This is a genomic window from Pseudomonas sp. G1002, from assembly GCF_013385455.1.
Classification (GTDB): Bacteria; Pseudomonadota; Gammaproteobacteria; order Pseudomonadales; family Pseudomonadaceae; genus Aquipseudomonas.
The window spans coordinates 41323-54921 of sequence record NZ_JACAPY010000027.1 but is presented as its reverse complement, the minus strand read 5'-3'; the positions used below and the strand labels follow the sequence as shown (position 1 = coordinate 54921).

Here is a 13599-nt window from a genome sequence, read left to right as displayed (position 1 = left end):
GAGTCAGCGAGGATTTAATCTGTAGAAGCAAAAACCCCGGCCTGGGCCGGGGTTTTTGTGATCACTCGTCGAGGAAGGAGCGCAAATGCTCGCTTCTCGTCGGGTGGCGCAGCTTGCGCAGCGCCTTGGCTTCGATCTGACGAATCCGCTCACGGGTAACGTCGAACTGCTTACCAACCTCCTCAAGGGTGTGGTCGGTATTCATGTCGATGCCGAAGCGCATGCGCAGTACCTTGGCTTCACGGGCAGTGAGGCCGGACAGTACGTCGCGAGTCGCTTCTTTCAGGCTCTCAACGGTAGCAACATCGATTGGCGACTGCATGGTCGAGTCTTCGATGAAGTCACCCAGATGGGAGTCTTCGTCATCACCGATCGGGGTTTCCATGGAGATCGGCTCTTTAGCGATCTTCAATACCTTGCGGATTTTATCCTCAGGCATTTCCATGCGTTCGCCCAACTCTTCCGGGGTCGGTTCGCGACCCATTTCCTGCAACATCTGCCGGGAGATACGGTTGAGCTTGTTGATCGTCTCGATCATGTGCACCGGAATACGGATGGTGCGGGCCTGGTCGGCGATCGAGCGAGTGATCGCCTGACGGATCCACCAGGTGGCATAAGTCGAGAACTTGTAGCCGCGACGGTATTCGAACTTGTCCACCGCTTTCATCAAGCCGATGTTGCCTTCCTGGATCAGATCGAGGAATTGCAGGCCACGGTTGGTGTACTTCTTGGCGATGGAGATCACCAGACGCAAGTTCGCTTCAACCATCTCTTTCTTCGCGCGGCGGGCCTTGGCCTCACCGATCGACATGCGACGGTTGATGTCCTTGATCTCGGCAATCGTCAGACCGGTTTCAGTCTGCAATGCAGTCAGCTTCTGCTGGCAACGAACGATGTCGGCCTGGAAGCGACCAATGGCTTCAGCGTATTTGCTTTTGCCTTTGGCCAGTGCGTCGGTCCAGCTTTCGTCGACTTCGTTGCCCGGGAACTGGCGCAGGAAGTCGGCACGCGGCATGCGCGCATCACGGACACAGAGCTGCATGATCGCACGCTCTTGTGCACGCAGACGCTCAAGGGCGCTACGAACCCGCTCAACCAGGCCTTCGAATTGCTTCGGTACCAGTTTGATCGGCATGAAGAGTTCAGCCAGGGCCAGCAATTCAGCAGTTGCCTGCTTGCTGCCGCGACCGTGCTTCTTCAGGGCCTTGCGAGCCAGTTCCATCTGATCGGAGACCGCGCCAAAGCGCTGGGCTGCGATGATCGGATCCGGACCGCTTTCGACTTCTTCTTCGTCATCGGTGCTGGCTTCAGCTTCGTCGTCGTCGGTGTCGTCGTCTGCTTTCGCAGCCTTGGCATCGATCGGTGGCGGAATTTCAGCCGCAGGTGGCGCAATGCCGTCGTCCGGGTCGATATAACCGCTCAGGACGTCGGACAGGCGGCCACCTTCGGTGGTGACGCGAGTGTACTCGGAGAGAATGTGGTCAACCGTGCCTGGGAAGTGCGCGATTGCGCCCATCACTTCACGGATGCCCTCTTCGATACGCTTGGCGATTTCGATTTCGCCTTCACGTGTCAGCAGCTCTACCGTACCCATTTCGCGCATATACATGCGCACAGGGTCAGTCGTGCGACCGATGTCGGTCTCGACCGCTGCCAACGCGGCGGCTGCTTCTTCAGCGGCTGCCTCGTCGGTATCGGCGTCGGCCAACATAAGGGCGTCCGCATCCGGAGCACTCTCGTGTACGGGGATCCCCATGTCATTAATCATGCGGATGATGTCTTCCACCTGCTCTGGATCTGAAATATCCTCAGGCAGGTGGTCGTTGACCTCTGCGTAAGTCAGATACTTCTGCTCACGACCAAGGGTGATCAACTCTTTGATACGAGACTGCTGTTGCGCTTTTCCGGACATAACACCCTATCCACTGAAGGTCTTGGCGGGCAAAAAACAAGCCGAGGATTATACCCGAGCTATGACCTCACACGCCAGCTGAGGTCGGGTTTGATGCGGAAACATTGCGACTTAAAAGGTCGCGCAGTTGATTTTTCTCTTCGGCGGTCAATTCACTCTGACGCGCTTTTCGAAGAAGTTGTTCCAGGTTTCGCTCGCGTTGACGAGCTACCAAGCTAGTAATGGTGTCGAAAAACTGTTGTTCAAGGTTATCGCCATCAATCAGCCATTCCTTTTCTGCCAATGCCTTCAGCAAACGGCCCTGTTCGGTGCCGTGCCAGCGTGCAATCAGCTGGAATGAGTTTAGCTTAGGATTCTTCTGTACGGCTTCGAGCAGGGCCACCAACAGTTGCGTATTGGTGTGGTCTTCGGCCGCAAAGTGCCCCGCATCCTCGACTTTTTGTGCCAGTTGCGGGTGGTGCAAAAGTGTACGCAGGGCTGCCATGGTGGGCGGCTCTACTGCTGCTGGGACGCGTGGGCCGCGCGGTTCGTCACGGTCACCGCCACGTTTGCCGTTTTTGTCCCAGGGTTTCTTGTCCCATTTCTTGCCGCCGGTGCCGGGTTTCTTCGGTGTCCACTCCTGCTGGGGCGTGTAGGCCTCCTGCGGTTGGTGGAAGTCGGAGTAGTCCGGCATGGCGTCGTAATCCATGCCCGGGTCGTAGGCCGGCGGCGCCTCTTGCGGCGCGCTGCGGGCCAGCTGGCTGACGGCCTCGCCACTCAAGCCGGTGATTTCCAGCAGGCGCTGGCGCATCAGGGTGCGCAGGTTGGCGCCCGGAACCTTGTCGATCAGCGGTGCCGCGAGGGTGACCATGTGGGCCTTGCCTTCGAGGGAGCGCGGGTCGGACTCTTCGGTCAGTTGCTGGAAAAAGTAATCGGCCAGCGGTTGTGCGTGTTGGTTGATGCGCGCGCGGAACGCGTCGGTGCCTTCGGAGCGGACCAGGGTGTCCGGGTCTTCACCTTCGGGCAGGAACAGGAATCGTGCGCGCCGCCCGTCCTGCAGGCTCGACAGGGTCGACTCAAGGGCACGCCACGCTGCGTTGCGGCCGGCCTGGTCGCCGTCGAAGCAGAACAGTACGTTGGGCACTACGCGAAACAGGCGCTTCAAGTGCTCTTCGCTGGTCGCGGTGCCCAGGGTCGCCACGGCGTTGCGCAAACCTTGCTGGGCCAGGGCAATCACGTCCATATAGCCTTCAACCACGATGATTTCGTCGAGGTTGCGGTTGTTCTTGCGCGCCTCAAACAGGCCGTAGAGTTCCTGGCCTTTATGAAACACCGGGGTTTCCGGTGAGTTCAGGTATTTGGGCTTGTCGTCCCCCAGCACCCGGCCGCCGAACGCGATGATGCGGCCGCGGCTGTCGCGGATCGGGAACATCACGCGGTCGCGGAAACGGTCATAACGCTTGCCGGTCTCGGCGTTTTCCACCAACAGGCCGGCGTCGATCATGGCTTTTTGCTGCAGGGTGTCGCTGCTCAGGTGCTTGTACAGGTTGTCCCAGCCCGGCGGGGCGAAGCCGAGGCCGAAGTCGCGGGCGATTTCACCGGTCAGGCCGCGGCCCTTGAGGTAATCGACGGCGGCTTTGCGCTGCGGGTGGCTTTTCAGTGCCTGGCGGTAAAAGTCGGCAGCAGCGGTAAGCAGCGGGTACAGCGGCGAATCGGTGGGTTGCCGCGGTTTGTGCGGGCGGCCACTTTCTTCGCGGGGGATTTCCATGCCGGCGGCTTTCGCCAGTTCCTCGACGGCCTGGGGGAAGTCCAGGTTGTCGTGGTCCATGATGAAGCCGAGGGCGTTGCCGCCAGCGCCGCAGCCGAAGCAGTAGTAGAACTGCTTGTCGGGGCTGACGCTGAACGACGGAGTCTTTTCCTTGTGGAACGGGCAGCAGGCGGTGTAGTTCTTGCCGGCCTTTTTCATCTGCAGGCGCGAGCTGACAACATCGACGATGTCGGTGCGGTTCAGAAGGTCGTCAATAAAGCTCTGGGGAATTAGCCCGGCCATGGCGTTCTCGTCATCACTGCGTGTAAAAGAGGGCCCGCAAAGTGCTCAAGGCGCGCGTGTTGTGCGGCTCGATCTACTGTCGTCTGCTTGGTCTGTCAGGAAGTGTATCTGCCGAACATTCACTGACGTTAGTTCCGATCAGTGCCCGGCGTAGAAATGTTGCCCGGGAGTCCGGTCTTGGCCATGTGGGGGCCTCGGAAGCTCATCGGTGGGCGCAGCCGACCTGTTGATCGCCTGTTAAAAAATAAGTGTGCTCGTCAGTAGCCTTGTTAGGCTCGTCAGAAGAGACGTGCACCGCTGGCAAAAGAGCCAGTCCTGACGTGTGAAGCAGTTCGTTTCAGTCGCGTGTGCGGCGTCAACGGTGAAGCATCAAGCGATATCCGCAAATGCCAACAGCCCGGCTGAGGGCCGGGCTTGGCAGAAGCTTGCTACGAACGTCTGTGTATTAGTACAGACGAACGGCGCGGCGCTGCTCGCGCTGAACTTTCTTGGCGTGACGCTTAACAGCGGCTGCTGCTTTACGCTTACGCTCAGAAGTTGGCTTCTCGTAAAATTCGCGGCTACGAACTTCAGCCAGAACACCGGCTTTTTCGCAGGAGCGCTTGAAACGACGCAGAGCTACGTCGAAGGGTTCGTTCTCTTTTACTTTGACGGCTGGCATCCAGAGCTACCTTCTTTCATTACCGGGAATCAACGTTCTCGTCGCAAAAAATTCGCGGCTGAGGTCGTCGGTTTTTAAGGGTTGCGGATGTTAACCCCTCATTGCCCGGAATGCAAAGCCTCTGATCGAAAACCGCTAGTCGGGAGGGGGAGTGGCGACTATTATGCGCGCCTTCGAATTCAGCCTCTACAAGGCGCAAACCCATGCTAGTTCTGGGATTAGAAACCTCGTGCGACGAAACCGGTGTCGCACTTTACGACAGTGAACGCGGGCTTTTGGCCGACGCACTGTTCAGTCAGATCGACCTGCATCGCGCCTATGGCGGCGTGGTGCCGGAGCTGGCCAGCCGTGATCATGTGAAACGCATGCTGCCATTGATTCGGCAGGTGTTGGACGAGGCCGGCTGCGTGCCGACCGAGATCGACGCCATTGCCTATACCGCAGGCCCCGGATTGGTCGGAGCCCTGCTGGTTGGGGCCTCTTGCGCCCAGGCGCTGGCATTTGCCTGGGGCATTCCGGCCCTTGGTGTGCACCACATGGAAGGCCATTTACTGGCACCGATGCTGGAAGAAAACCCGCCAGCGTTCCCGTTCGTCGCTTTGTTGGTTTCAGGCGGCCATACGCAGCTGGTTCAGGTCGACGGAATCGGTCAATACACGCTGCTGGGCGAAAGCCTGGACGACGCTGCCGGTGAAGCTTTCGACAAGACTGCGAAGATGATGGGCCTTAATTATCCGGGCGGCCCGGAAATCGCCCGCTTGGCAGAAAAAGGCGTTCCGGGGCGCTATACCTTCCCGCGCCCGATGTGCGATCGCCCTGGCCTGATGTTCAGCTTCAGCGGCCTGAAAACCTCTGCCCTGAACACCTGGCAGCAGAGCGTCAGCGCCGGAGACGACAGTGAGCAAGCCCGTTGCGACATCTCGCTGGCGTTCCAGCAGGCCGTGGTGGAGACTTTGACCATCAAGTGCAAGCGGGCCCTGAAGCAGGCGGGCATGAAGCGCCTGGTGATCGCGGGCGGCGTCAGCGCGAACAAGGCGCTGCGCAGCTCCCTGGAGAAAATGCTCGGCGACATGAAGGGCGACGTGTTTTATGCGCGTCCCGAATTCTGCACCGATAACGGTGCGATGATCGCCTATGCCGGTTGCCAGCGTTTGCAGGCCGGGCAGCATGAAAGCCTGGCAATCAGCGTGCAGGCGCGCTGGCCGATGGAGCAGTTGCCGCCGCTGTAACGGGCGAACGTGAGCCGGGTTCACCGGGCGTATTTAAAAATGCCGTTCGCGCCCGGCAAACAGGTCGCGTAAATTGCCCCGGTGGCGCCAGACGATCAGCAGCGTGAGCACGCTCATCGGCACCAGCGCCTCCGGTTCCTGCCACGCCAGCAACGGCAGGGTCAGGGGCGTGGCGATGAGGGCGGCCAGCGAGCTGGTGCGTGTCAGGTAGAACGTCAGCAGCCAGGCCAGGATGGCCAGCAGCGCCGCCGGTGGGTAGATCCCCAGCAGCATGCCGGCCGCCGTCGCAACGCCTTTGCCGCCGCGAAAGCGAAAGTACAGCGGGAACAGGTGGCCGAGCACCGCGCAGACGCCGATCCAGGCTTGCTGTTGCAGCGACAGCCCGGCGAGATCGGCGATCAGCACCGGCAGCAGGCCCTTGCAGACGTCGCCGAACAGCGTGAGTACGGCGAGTTTCTTGCCGGCCAGGCGCAACATATTGGTGGCGCCGGCATTGCCTGAGCCACTCATTCGCGGGTCGGGATTTCCCGTCAGGCGGCTGAGCAAAATGGCGAAGGACAGCGAGCCGAGCAGGTAGGCGAGAGTCGCCAGTAACCAAAACATGCTAACTATTCCGGGCGAGGACGCCCTGATTCTAACGGGGCATCGCGCCCTTGTCGTGCAGCGGAGAAGAGTGCTTGGACAGAGTGTTTATCGAAGGCCTGGAAGTCGACACCGTGATCGGGGCCTACGACTGGGAGCGCGGTATCCGGCAATGCCTGCGTCTGGACCTGAGCTTCGCCTGGGATAACCGCCCGGCCGCTGCCGGTGATGACCTGACCCTGGCGCTGGATTACGCGAGCGTGTCCGCGCGGATCCAGGCCTTTGCCGAGCAGGCGCAATTCCAGCTGGTGGAAACCTTCGCCGAGCGCCTGGCTGAAGTGTTGATGAGTGAGTTCCAGATTCCCTGGCTGCACCTCAAACTGACCAAGCCCGGCGCCGTACCGGCCGCCAAGGGCGTGGGCGTGGAGATCGAGCGCGGATGTCGCTAACTCAGGTTTACCTTGGTCTTGGCAGTAACATCGAGCGTGAGGCCCATTTGCACGCTGGCCTTGATGCGCTGGCGGGTTTCCTGACGCAGATGCGCTGTTCGCCGGTGTTTGAAAGCCAGCCTGTGGGCATAAAGAGCGGGCCATTCTTCAATCTGGTGGTGTCGGCGTATACCGACCTGCCGTTGATGGAACTGGACCGCCGGCTGAAATTCATCGAGGCCGACAATGGCCGCTACGCCCCGGATCGCAAGGGCTTGCCGCTGGACATCGACGTGCTGCTGTATGGCGAGCTGGTGGGTAACTTCGATGGCCTGATCCTGCCCCGGGCCGAAATCCTGAAGAACGCGTTTGTGCTGTGGCCGCTGTCGTTGATGGCGCCGCAGCGTGTGCATCCTGAGGTGGGCAAGTCATTTGCCGCGCTGTGGGAGGATGCACACATTGACCAGGTACTGGCGCCGGTCGCGTTCGAATGGCGGGATCAGCCGTTGACGCCGGACTCGCTCTTGTAGGCTTTTAGCGCCTTGAGCCGTTCGCGTTTCAGCGCTTCGCCCAGTTCGGGACCTTTGTAGCCTTGTTCCAGTAGCGGTGCGACGGCCACACCTCTGGCCGCCAGCGCCGCACCGCGCAAATAATCGGCTTGTGGATAACTTCTCTGCTCAAGGCCCTTGCGCCCGCGGGCGTCCATCTCGCATGCCACCACAAACTCTTCAAAGCGTTGCGGGCGACGGTAAACGTCGAAGCTTTGCAGCAACTCCAGCAATGTCGAGGGCCTCAGCTCCAGTGCGCGGTGGCCGTGGGTGTGATATTCGCCCACCAGCAACGCCAACTCCTGGCAATCCCTTGGCACCTTGAAGCGTTCGTTCATCGCCTTGATCAGCTTCACGCCGCGTTGCTCATGAGCGATGTGCTGCGGCAACTTATCCACAGGCGTGAGCCCCTTGCCCAGATCGTGCAGCAGGCAGGCCCAGCGGACGGTCAACGGTTGGGCATGGATGGCCGCCTGTTCCAGCACGCTCAATGTGTGCACGCCGGTATCGATTTCGGGGTGATGGGCCTCGGGTTGCGGCACGCCAAACAGTGCGTCGATTTCCGGCATCAGGGTTTTCAGGGCGCCGCAATCGCGCAGCACCTGGATAAACACCTGTGGCTGGTTTTCCATCAATGCGCGGGAAATCTCCTTCCAGCTGCGTTCGGGCGTCAAGGCTTCCAGTTCGCCCGACGCGCTGAGTTCGCGCATCAGTTCCAGGGTTTCGGGCGCTACCGTAAAGCCGAGGCCGGCATAGCGCGCGGCAAAGCGGGCAACGCGCAGGACACGCAGTGGATCTTCGGCAAACGCCGGGGAAACGTGACGCAGAATGCGTGCGTCCAGATCCTGCTGGCCGTGATAAGGGTCGGTCAGGTTGCCCGCGTCATCCTCGGCCATGGCGTTGATGGTCAGGTCGCGGCGGATCAGGTCTTCTTCCAGGGTAACTTCGGGGCTGGCGTGAAACACAAAGCCGCCATAACCCCGGCCGCTCTTGCGCTCCGTGCGGGCGAGGGCGTACTCGTCACCATTTTTCGGGTCAAGAAATACCGGGAAGTCCGAACCCACAGGCTTGTAGCCCAGGGCGAGCATTTCTTCAGTGGTAGCGCCGACTACGACACGGTCGATATCGGTAACGGGGATGCCCAGCAGGCGATCACGTACCGCACCACCGACTTTGTAGATTTGCATGAAAAAGCCTCCATTAGCGGCACAGGATAACGCCTGCGGCCCGCCAATGGAGGCTTTGCCGTTTCACAGATGTACGACTGCCAGGTCCAGGCGGCCGTAATCGTTATCGCCGTGTTCGTTGCGGGGCGGAACATGGTGGGTTTTCATCACCTGGTCGCCTTGCAGCGTTTCCAGGTGGATATCGAACCCCCACAGCCGGTGCAGGTGCTTGAGAACCTCCTCAGTGGACTCTCCCAGCGGTTTGCGGTCGTGCTGCTGGTGGCGCAGGGTCAACGAGCGATCGCCGCGTACGTCGATGCTGTAGATCTGCACATTGGGTTCGCGGTTGCCCAGGTTGTACTGCGCCGCGAGGGTTTCGCGGATGGTGCGGTAACCCGGCTCATCGTGGATCGCCGGCACCAGCAGGTCGTCCTTGAGGTCGTCGTCCATGATGCTGAACAGCTTGAGGTCTCGAATCACCTGGGGGGACAGGTACTGCAGGATGAAGCTCTCATCCTTGAAGCTGCTCATGGCGAACTTGATGGTCGACAACCAATCGCTGCCGGCAATCTCCGGGAACCAGCGGCGGTCTTCTTCGGTGGGGTGCTCGCACATGCGCCGGATATCGCGGTACATCGCAAAGCCCAATGCATAAGGGTTGATACCGCTGTAGTAGGGGCTGTCGAAGCCCGGCTGGAAGACCACGCTGGTGTGGGACGTCAGGAACTCCATCATGAAACCGTCGGTGACCAGGCCTTCGTCATACAGGTCGTTCATCAGGGTGTAGTGCCAGAACGTGGCCCAGCCTTCGTTCATCACCTGGGTCTGGCGTTGTGGGTAGAAATACTGGGCGATCTTGCGCACGATCCGCACGATTTCCCGCTGCCAGGGCTCCAGCAATGGCGCGTGCTTTTCGATGAAATACAGGATGTTTTCCTGAGGTTCGGCGGGGAAGCGCGCATTGTCCTTGTCGTTGTTCTTGCCGGCGCGTTTGGGAATGGTGCGCCACAGGTCGTTGATCTGTTTTTGCAGATGCTCTTCACGGTCCTTCTGGCGCAGCCGTTCTTCTTCGGCGGAAATCGGATACGGGCGTTTGTAGCGGTCGACGCCGTAGTTCATCAGGGCATGGCAGGAGTCCAGCAGGTCTTCCACCGCGTCGATGCCGTGGCGCTCCTCGCACTGCATGATGTACTGCTTGGCGAATACCAGGTAATCGATGATCGAGCTGGCATCGGTCCAGGTGCGGAACAGGTAGTTACCCTTGAAGAAGCTGTTATGCCCGTAGCACGCGTGGGCCACCACCAGCGCCTGCATGCAGATGGTGTTTTCTTCCATCAGGTAGGCGATGCACGGGTCGGAGTTGATGACGATTTCGTAGGCCAGGCCCATCTGGCCGCGGGTGTAGGACTTTTCAGTGCTGAGGAAGTGTTTGCCGTAGGACCAGTGGTGATAGCCCAGGGGCATGCCCACGGACGCATAGGCATCCATCATCTGTTCGGCGGTGATCACTTCGATCTGGTTGGGGTAGGTATCCAGGGCATAACCCGCCGCGATGCGGCTGATTTCCCGGTCATAGGCCTGGATGAGTTCGAAGGTCCATTCGGACCCCGTGGATATGGGTTGGCGCTTATGCTCTTTGGCGGTCATGTCACTAACCTGCGCTGGAAGAGTTCACGGAAGACCGGATAGATATCGCCGGCCGAGACCAATTGTTGCTGGGCGAAGGTGTCAGCGAAGGCTTCGCTGATGCGCTCGTATTCGAACCACAGGGCCTGATGCTCGCGCGGGGTGATTTCGACGTAGGTGTAGTACTGCACGAACGGCATGATCTGGTTGATCAGGATGTCGCGGCAGATCGGCGAGTCGTCGTTCCAGTTGTCGCCGTCGGAAGCCTGGGCGGCATAGATGTTCCACTCGTTGGCCGGATAGCGTTCGGCCATGATTTCCTGCATCAGCTTCAAGGCGCTGGAGACGATGGTGCCGCCGGTTTCCCGCGAGTAGAAGAATTCCTCCTCGTCGACTTCCCTGGCGCTGGTGTGATGGCGGATGAACACCACATCGATCTTGTCGTAGTTACGCTTGAGAAACAGGTACAGCAGGATGAAGAAGCGCTTGGCGATGTCCTTGGTCGCCTGGGTCATGGAGCCGGACACGTCCATCAGGCAGAACATCACCGCCTTGGAACTGGGATTGGGTTGCTTGACCAGCAGGTTGTACTTCAGGTCGAAGGTGTCGAGAAACGGCACGCGATGGATTCGCGCGCTGAGTTTGGCGATTTCGGCTTCAATTTCCTGGATATCGCCGAAGTTGTCCGGCTCTTCGCGTTTCAGGCGTTCCAGTTCCGCCTTGGCATCCCGCAGTTTTGCCCGGCTGCTGCCAGACAAGGCGATACGTCGCGCATGGGCCGAGCGCAGGGTGCGGATGATGTTGATCCGTGACGGGTTGCCTTCGTTGCTGATCCCGGCACGCACGGTCTTGAAGGTGTCGGTACCGGTCAGGTTGCGTTTGACCAGGTTGGGCAGTTCCAGGTCTTCGAACATGAACTCCAGGAACTCTTCCTGGGTGATCTGGAACACGAACTCATCCATGCCTTCGCCGGAGTTGCCGGCCTTGCCCGGGCCTTTGCCGCCCGCGCCGCCCTGGGGCCGCTGGATATGTTCGCCGCTGGTGAATTCCTTGTTGCCGGGATGCACGACGGTCTGTTTGCCGCCCCGGCCGTGGTGCAGCACCGGTTCATCGATGTCGCGTCCGGGGATACTGATCTGTTCGCCATGCTCCATATCGGTGATGGAACGGCGGCTGACGGCCTCTTCGACGGCCTTTTTGATGTGGTCACGGTAACGCCGCAGGAACCGCTGGCGGTTTACCGTGCTCTTGTTCTTGCCATTGAGACGTCGGTCGATCACATAGCTCATGTAGGAGCCCTCCGGGCAGCTTCAAGTTACAAGCTTCAAGCGGCAAGCTGGAAGCTTAAAGACAAGCGGTCGATTGCCAGGCTGACCGGCGCACCGGGAGCCTGGCATTGCACGCTTGTCGCTGCCTTACTGCGATTTGCGGACCCGCAAGTACCACTCGGAGAGCAGTCGTACCTGTTTGTCGGTGTAGCCACGCTCGACCATGCGAGTGACGAAGTCGTTGTGTTTTTGCTGATCCTCCTTGCTGGCCTTGGCGTTGAAGCTGATGACCGGCAGCAGATCCTCGGTGTTGGAGAACATTTTCTTCTCGATGACCACCCGCAGCTTCTCGTAGCTGAGCCAGGTAGGGTTCTTGCCGTTGTTGTTGGCCCGGGCGCGCAGCACGAAGTTGACGATTTCGTTGCGGAAATCCTTCGGATTGCTGATGCCGGCGGGTTTTTCGATCTTTTCCAGTTCCTCGTTGAGGGCTACGCGGTTGAGAATCTCGCCGGTTTCCGGGTCGCGGTATTCCTGGTCCTGGATCCAGAAGTCTGCGTACAGCACATAGCGGTCGAAGATGTTCTGGCCGTATTCGCTGTAGGACTCAAGGTACGCGGTCTGGATTTCCTTGCCGATGAACTCGATGTAGCGCGGTGCCAGGTATTCCTTGAGGAAGCGCAGATAGCGCTCGCGGGTTTCAGCCTGGAATTGTTCCTGTTCGATCTGCTGTTCCAGCACGTAGAGCAGGTGCACCGGGTTGGCGGCGATTTCGTGCGGGTCGAAGTTGAAGACCTTGGACAGGATCTTGAACGCAAAACGTGTCGACAGGCCGTTCATGCCCTCATCCACGCCGGCGGTGTCGCGGTATTCCTGGATCGACTTGGCCTTCGGATCGGTGTCCTTGAGGTTTTCGCCGTCATACACCCGCATCTTCGAGTAGATGTTGGAGTTTTCCGGCTCCTTGAGGCGCGACAACACGGTGAACTGGGCCAGCATCTTCAGGGTGTCAGGCGCGCAATGGGCCTTGGCCAGGGAGCTGTTGAACAGCAGCTTGTCGTAGATCTTGATTTCATCGCTGACCCGCAGGCAGTACGGCACCTTGACGATATAGATCCGGTCGATGAAGGCTTCGTTGTTCTTGTTGTTGCGGAAGGTGTGCCATTCCGATTCGTTGGAGTGGGCCAGCAGGATCCCGGTGAATGGAATCGCCCCCAGGCCTTCGGTGCTGTTGTAGTTACCTTCCTGGGTGGCGGTGAGCAGTGGGTGCAGCACCTTGATCGGTGCCTTGAACATCTCCACGAACTCCATCAGACCCTGGTTGGCCCGGCACAGTGCGCCCGAGTAGCTGTAGGCATCGGCGTCGTTCTGCGGGAATTCTTCGAGTTTGCGGATATCGACCTTGCCCACCAGTGCCGAGATGTCCTGGTTGTTCTCGTCACCCGGTTCGGTCTTGGCCACGGCGATCTGGTTGAGGATCGAGGGATAGAGCTTCACCACCCGGAACTGGCTGATGTCGCCGCCGAACTCGGCCAGGCGCTTGGTCGCCCAGGGCGACATGATGGTATTGAGATAGCGCCGTGGAATGCCGAAGTCTTCTTCGAGGATCGCGCCATCTTCCGTGGCATTGAACAGCCCCAGGGGCGACTCGAACACCGGTGAGCCTTTGATGGCGTAGAACGGCACCTTCTCGATCAGTTGTTTGAGCTTCTCGGCCAGGGACGACTTGCCGCCGCCGACGGGGCCGAGCAGGTAGAGGATCTGTTTCTTCTCTTCCAGGCCTTGGGCGGCATGGCGGAAATACGAGACGATCTGGTCAATGCATTCTTCCATACCGTGGAAGTCTTCAAAGGCCGGGTAGCGACGGATCACCTTGTTCGAGAAAATCCGCGACAAGCGCGAATTGGCTGCGGTGTCCACCAGCTCCGGCTCGCCGATCGCCAACAGCAGGCGTTCAGCGGCAGACGCGTAGGCGCTGCGGTCCTTTTTGCACAGTTCGAGATACTCCTGAAGCGAGAGCTCTTCCTGGCGGGTGGACTCGAAGCGTTGTTGGAAGTGGCTAAAAATACTCATGACGTCGTCACCTCGCTCGATACGTGGAGCCGACGCCGGATCAATCAGTCGATGCTGGCAGCCATTGGTGGACACCAATG

11 protein-coding genes are annotated in these 13599 nt (G+C 59.6%); 3 read left to right on the top strand and 8 right to left on the bottom strand.

Annotated elements, in window-relative coordinates:
- Positions 1-61: 61 nt before the first annotated feature.
- The 3 genes from rpoD to rpsU form a co-directional block, all read right to left on the bottom strand.
- On the bottom strand, positions 62-1912 hold the full coding sequence (gene rpoD / locus HX801_RS14485) for an RNA polymerase sigma factor RpoD (RefSeq protein WP_003211014.1): 1851 nt from the start codon (positions 1910-1912) through the stop codon (positions 62-64).
- 67 nt (positions 1913-1979) lie between these two features.
- Positions 1980-3941, bottom strand: coding sequence for a DNA primase (dnaG, locus tag HX801_RS14480; protein WP_177022284.1), 1962 nt, complete (start codon positions 3939-3941; stop codon positions 1980-1982).
- Between the two features lie 445 nt (positions 3942-4386).
- The gene (rpsU, locus tag HX801_RS14475; protein ID WP_002551877.1) at positions 4387-4602 is read right to left on the bottom strand and encodes a 30S ribosomal protein S21; all 216 of its coding nucleotides are present in this window, start codon (positions 4600-4602) and stop codon (positions 4387-4389) included.
- Between the two features lie 203 nt (positions 4603-4805).
- Between rpsU and tsaD the strand changes: the two genes are divergently transcribed.
- Complete coding sequence (gene tsaD / locus HX801_RS14470) at positions 4806-5831, top strand: tRNA (adenosine(37)-N6)-threonylcarbamoyltransferase complex transferase subunit TsaD (RefSeq protein ID WP_087694726.1); 1026 nt, start codon at positions 4806-4808, stop codon at positions 5829-5831.
- Between the two features lie 33 nt (positions 5832-5864).
- Here the strand turns inward: tsaD and plsY are convergent, their stop codons facing one another.
- Positions 5865-6434 (bottom strand): glycerol-3-phosphate 1-O-acyltransferase PlsY, encoded by a 570-nt coding sequence (gene plsY / locus HX801_RS14465; RefSeq protein WP_003211009.1) that lies wholly within the window; start codon positions 6432-6434, stop codon positions 5865-5867.
- A 74-nt stretch (positions 6435-6508) separates the two neighbouring features.
- Between plsY and folB the strand changes: the two genes are divergently transcribed.
- Both folB and folK read left to right on the top strand, forming a co-directional pair.
- Positions 6509-6862, top strand: a complete 354-nt coding sequence (gene folB, locus HX801_RS14460; protein ID WP_003211007.1) for a dihydroneopterin aldolase — start codon at positions 6509-6511, stop codon at positions 6860-6862.
- Entirely contained in the window at positions 6853-7371 is a 519-nt protein-coding gene (folK, locus tag HX801_RS14455) for a 2-amino-4-hydroxy-6-hydroxymethyldihydropteridine diphosphokinase (protein ID WP_102370018.1), read from the top strand. Before folB ends, folK begins: the two co-directional genes overlap by 10 nt.
- Here folK and HX801_RS14450 read toward each other — a convergent pair.
- The 4 genes from HX801_RS14450 to HX801_RS14435 form a co-directional block, all read right to left on the bottom strand.
- Entirely contained in the window at positions 7341-8576 is a 1236-nt protein-coding gene (locus HX801_RS14450) for a multifunctional CCA addition/repair protein (protein WP_008434412.1), read from the bottom strand. The two genes, folK and HX801_RS14450, sit on opposite strands and share 31 nt — an antisense overlap.
- Positions 8577-8639: 63 nt before the next feature.
- Entirely contained in the window at positions 8640-10202 is a 1563-nt protein-coding gene (locus HX801_RS14445; protein ID WP_003211001.1) for a SpoVR family protein, read from the bottom strand.
- Positions 10199-11470 carry a YeaH/YhbH family protein gene (locus HX801_RS14440; RefSeq protein WP_003211000.1) on the bottom strand — a complete coding sequence of 424 codons (1272 nt, stop codon included), beginning with the start codon at positions 11468-11470 and terminating at the stop codon, positions 10199-10201. The genes HX801_RS14445 and HX801_RS14440 overlap by 4 nt, the downstream gene beginning before the upstream one ends.
- 126 nt (positions 11471-11596) lie before the next feature.
- Positions 11597-13519 (bottom strand): PrkA family serine protein kinase, encoded by a 1923-nt coding sequence (locus tag HX801_RS14435; RefSeq protein ID WP_003210999.1) that lies wholly within the window; start codon positions 13517-13519, stop codon positions 11597-11599.
- Positions 13520-13599 lie beyond the last annotated feature (80 nt).

Bases quoted from the DNA above. Each gene is read 5' to 3' on its own strand.
- HX801_RS14435 (WP_003210999.1), bottom strand. From the start codon at position 13,519: ATGAGTATTTTTAGCCACTTCCAACAACGCTTCGAGTCCACCCGCCAG.
- rpoD (WP_003211014.1), bottom strand. From the start codon at position 1,912: ATGTCCGGAAAAGCGCAACAGCAGTCTCGTATCAAAGAGTTGATCACC.
- tsaD (WP_087694726.1), top strand. From the start codon at position 4,806: ATGCTAGTTCTGGGATTAGAAACCTCGTGCGACGAAACCGGTGTCGCA.
- dnaG (WP_177022284.1), bottom strand. From the start codon at position 3,941: ATGGCCGGGCTAATTCCCCAGAGCTTTATTGACGACCTTCTGAACCGC.
- HX801_RS14450 (WP_008434412.1), bottom strand. From the start codon at position 8,576: ATGCAAATCTACAAAGTCGGTGGTGCGGTACGTGATCGCCTGCTGGGC.
- HX801_RS14440 (WP_003211000.1), bottom strand. From the start codon at position 11,470: ATGAGCTATGTGATCGACCGACGTCTCAATGGCAAGAACAAGAGCACG.
- HX801_RS14445 (WP_003211001.1), bottom strand. From the start codon at position 10,202: ATGACCGCCAAAGAGCATAAGCGCCAACCCATATCCACGGGGTCCGAA.
- plsY (WP_003211009.1), bottom strand. From the start codon at position 6,434: ATGTTTTGGTTACTGGCGACTCTCGCCTACCTGCTCGGCTCGCTGTCC.
- rpsU (WP_002551877.1), bottom strand. From the start codon at position 4,602: ATGCCAGCCGTCAAAGTAAAAGAGAACGAACCCTTCGACGTAGCTCTG.
- folK (WP_102370018.1), top strand. From the start codon at position 6,853: ATGTCGCTAACTCAGGTTTACCTTGGTCTTGGCAGTAACATCGAGCGT.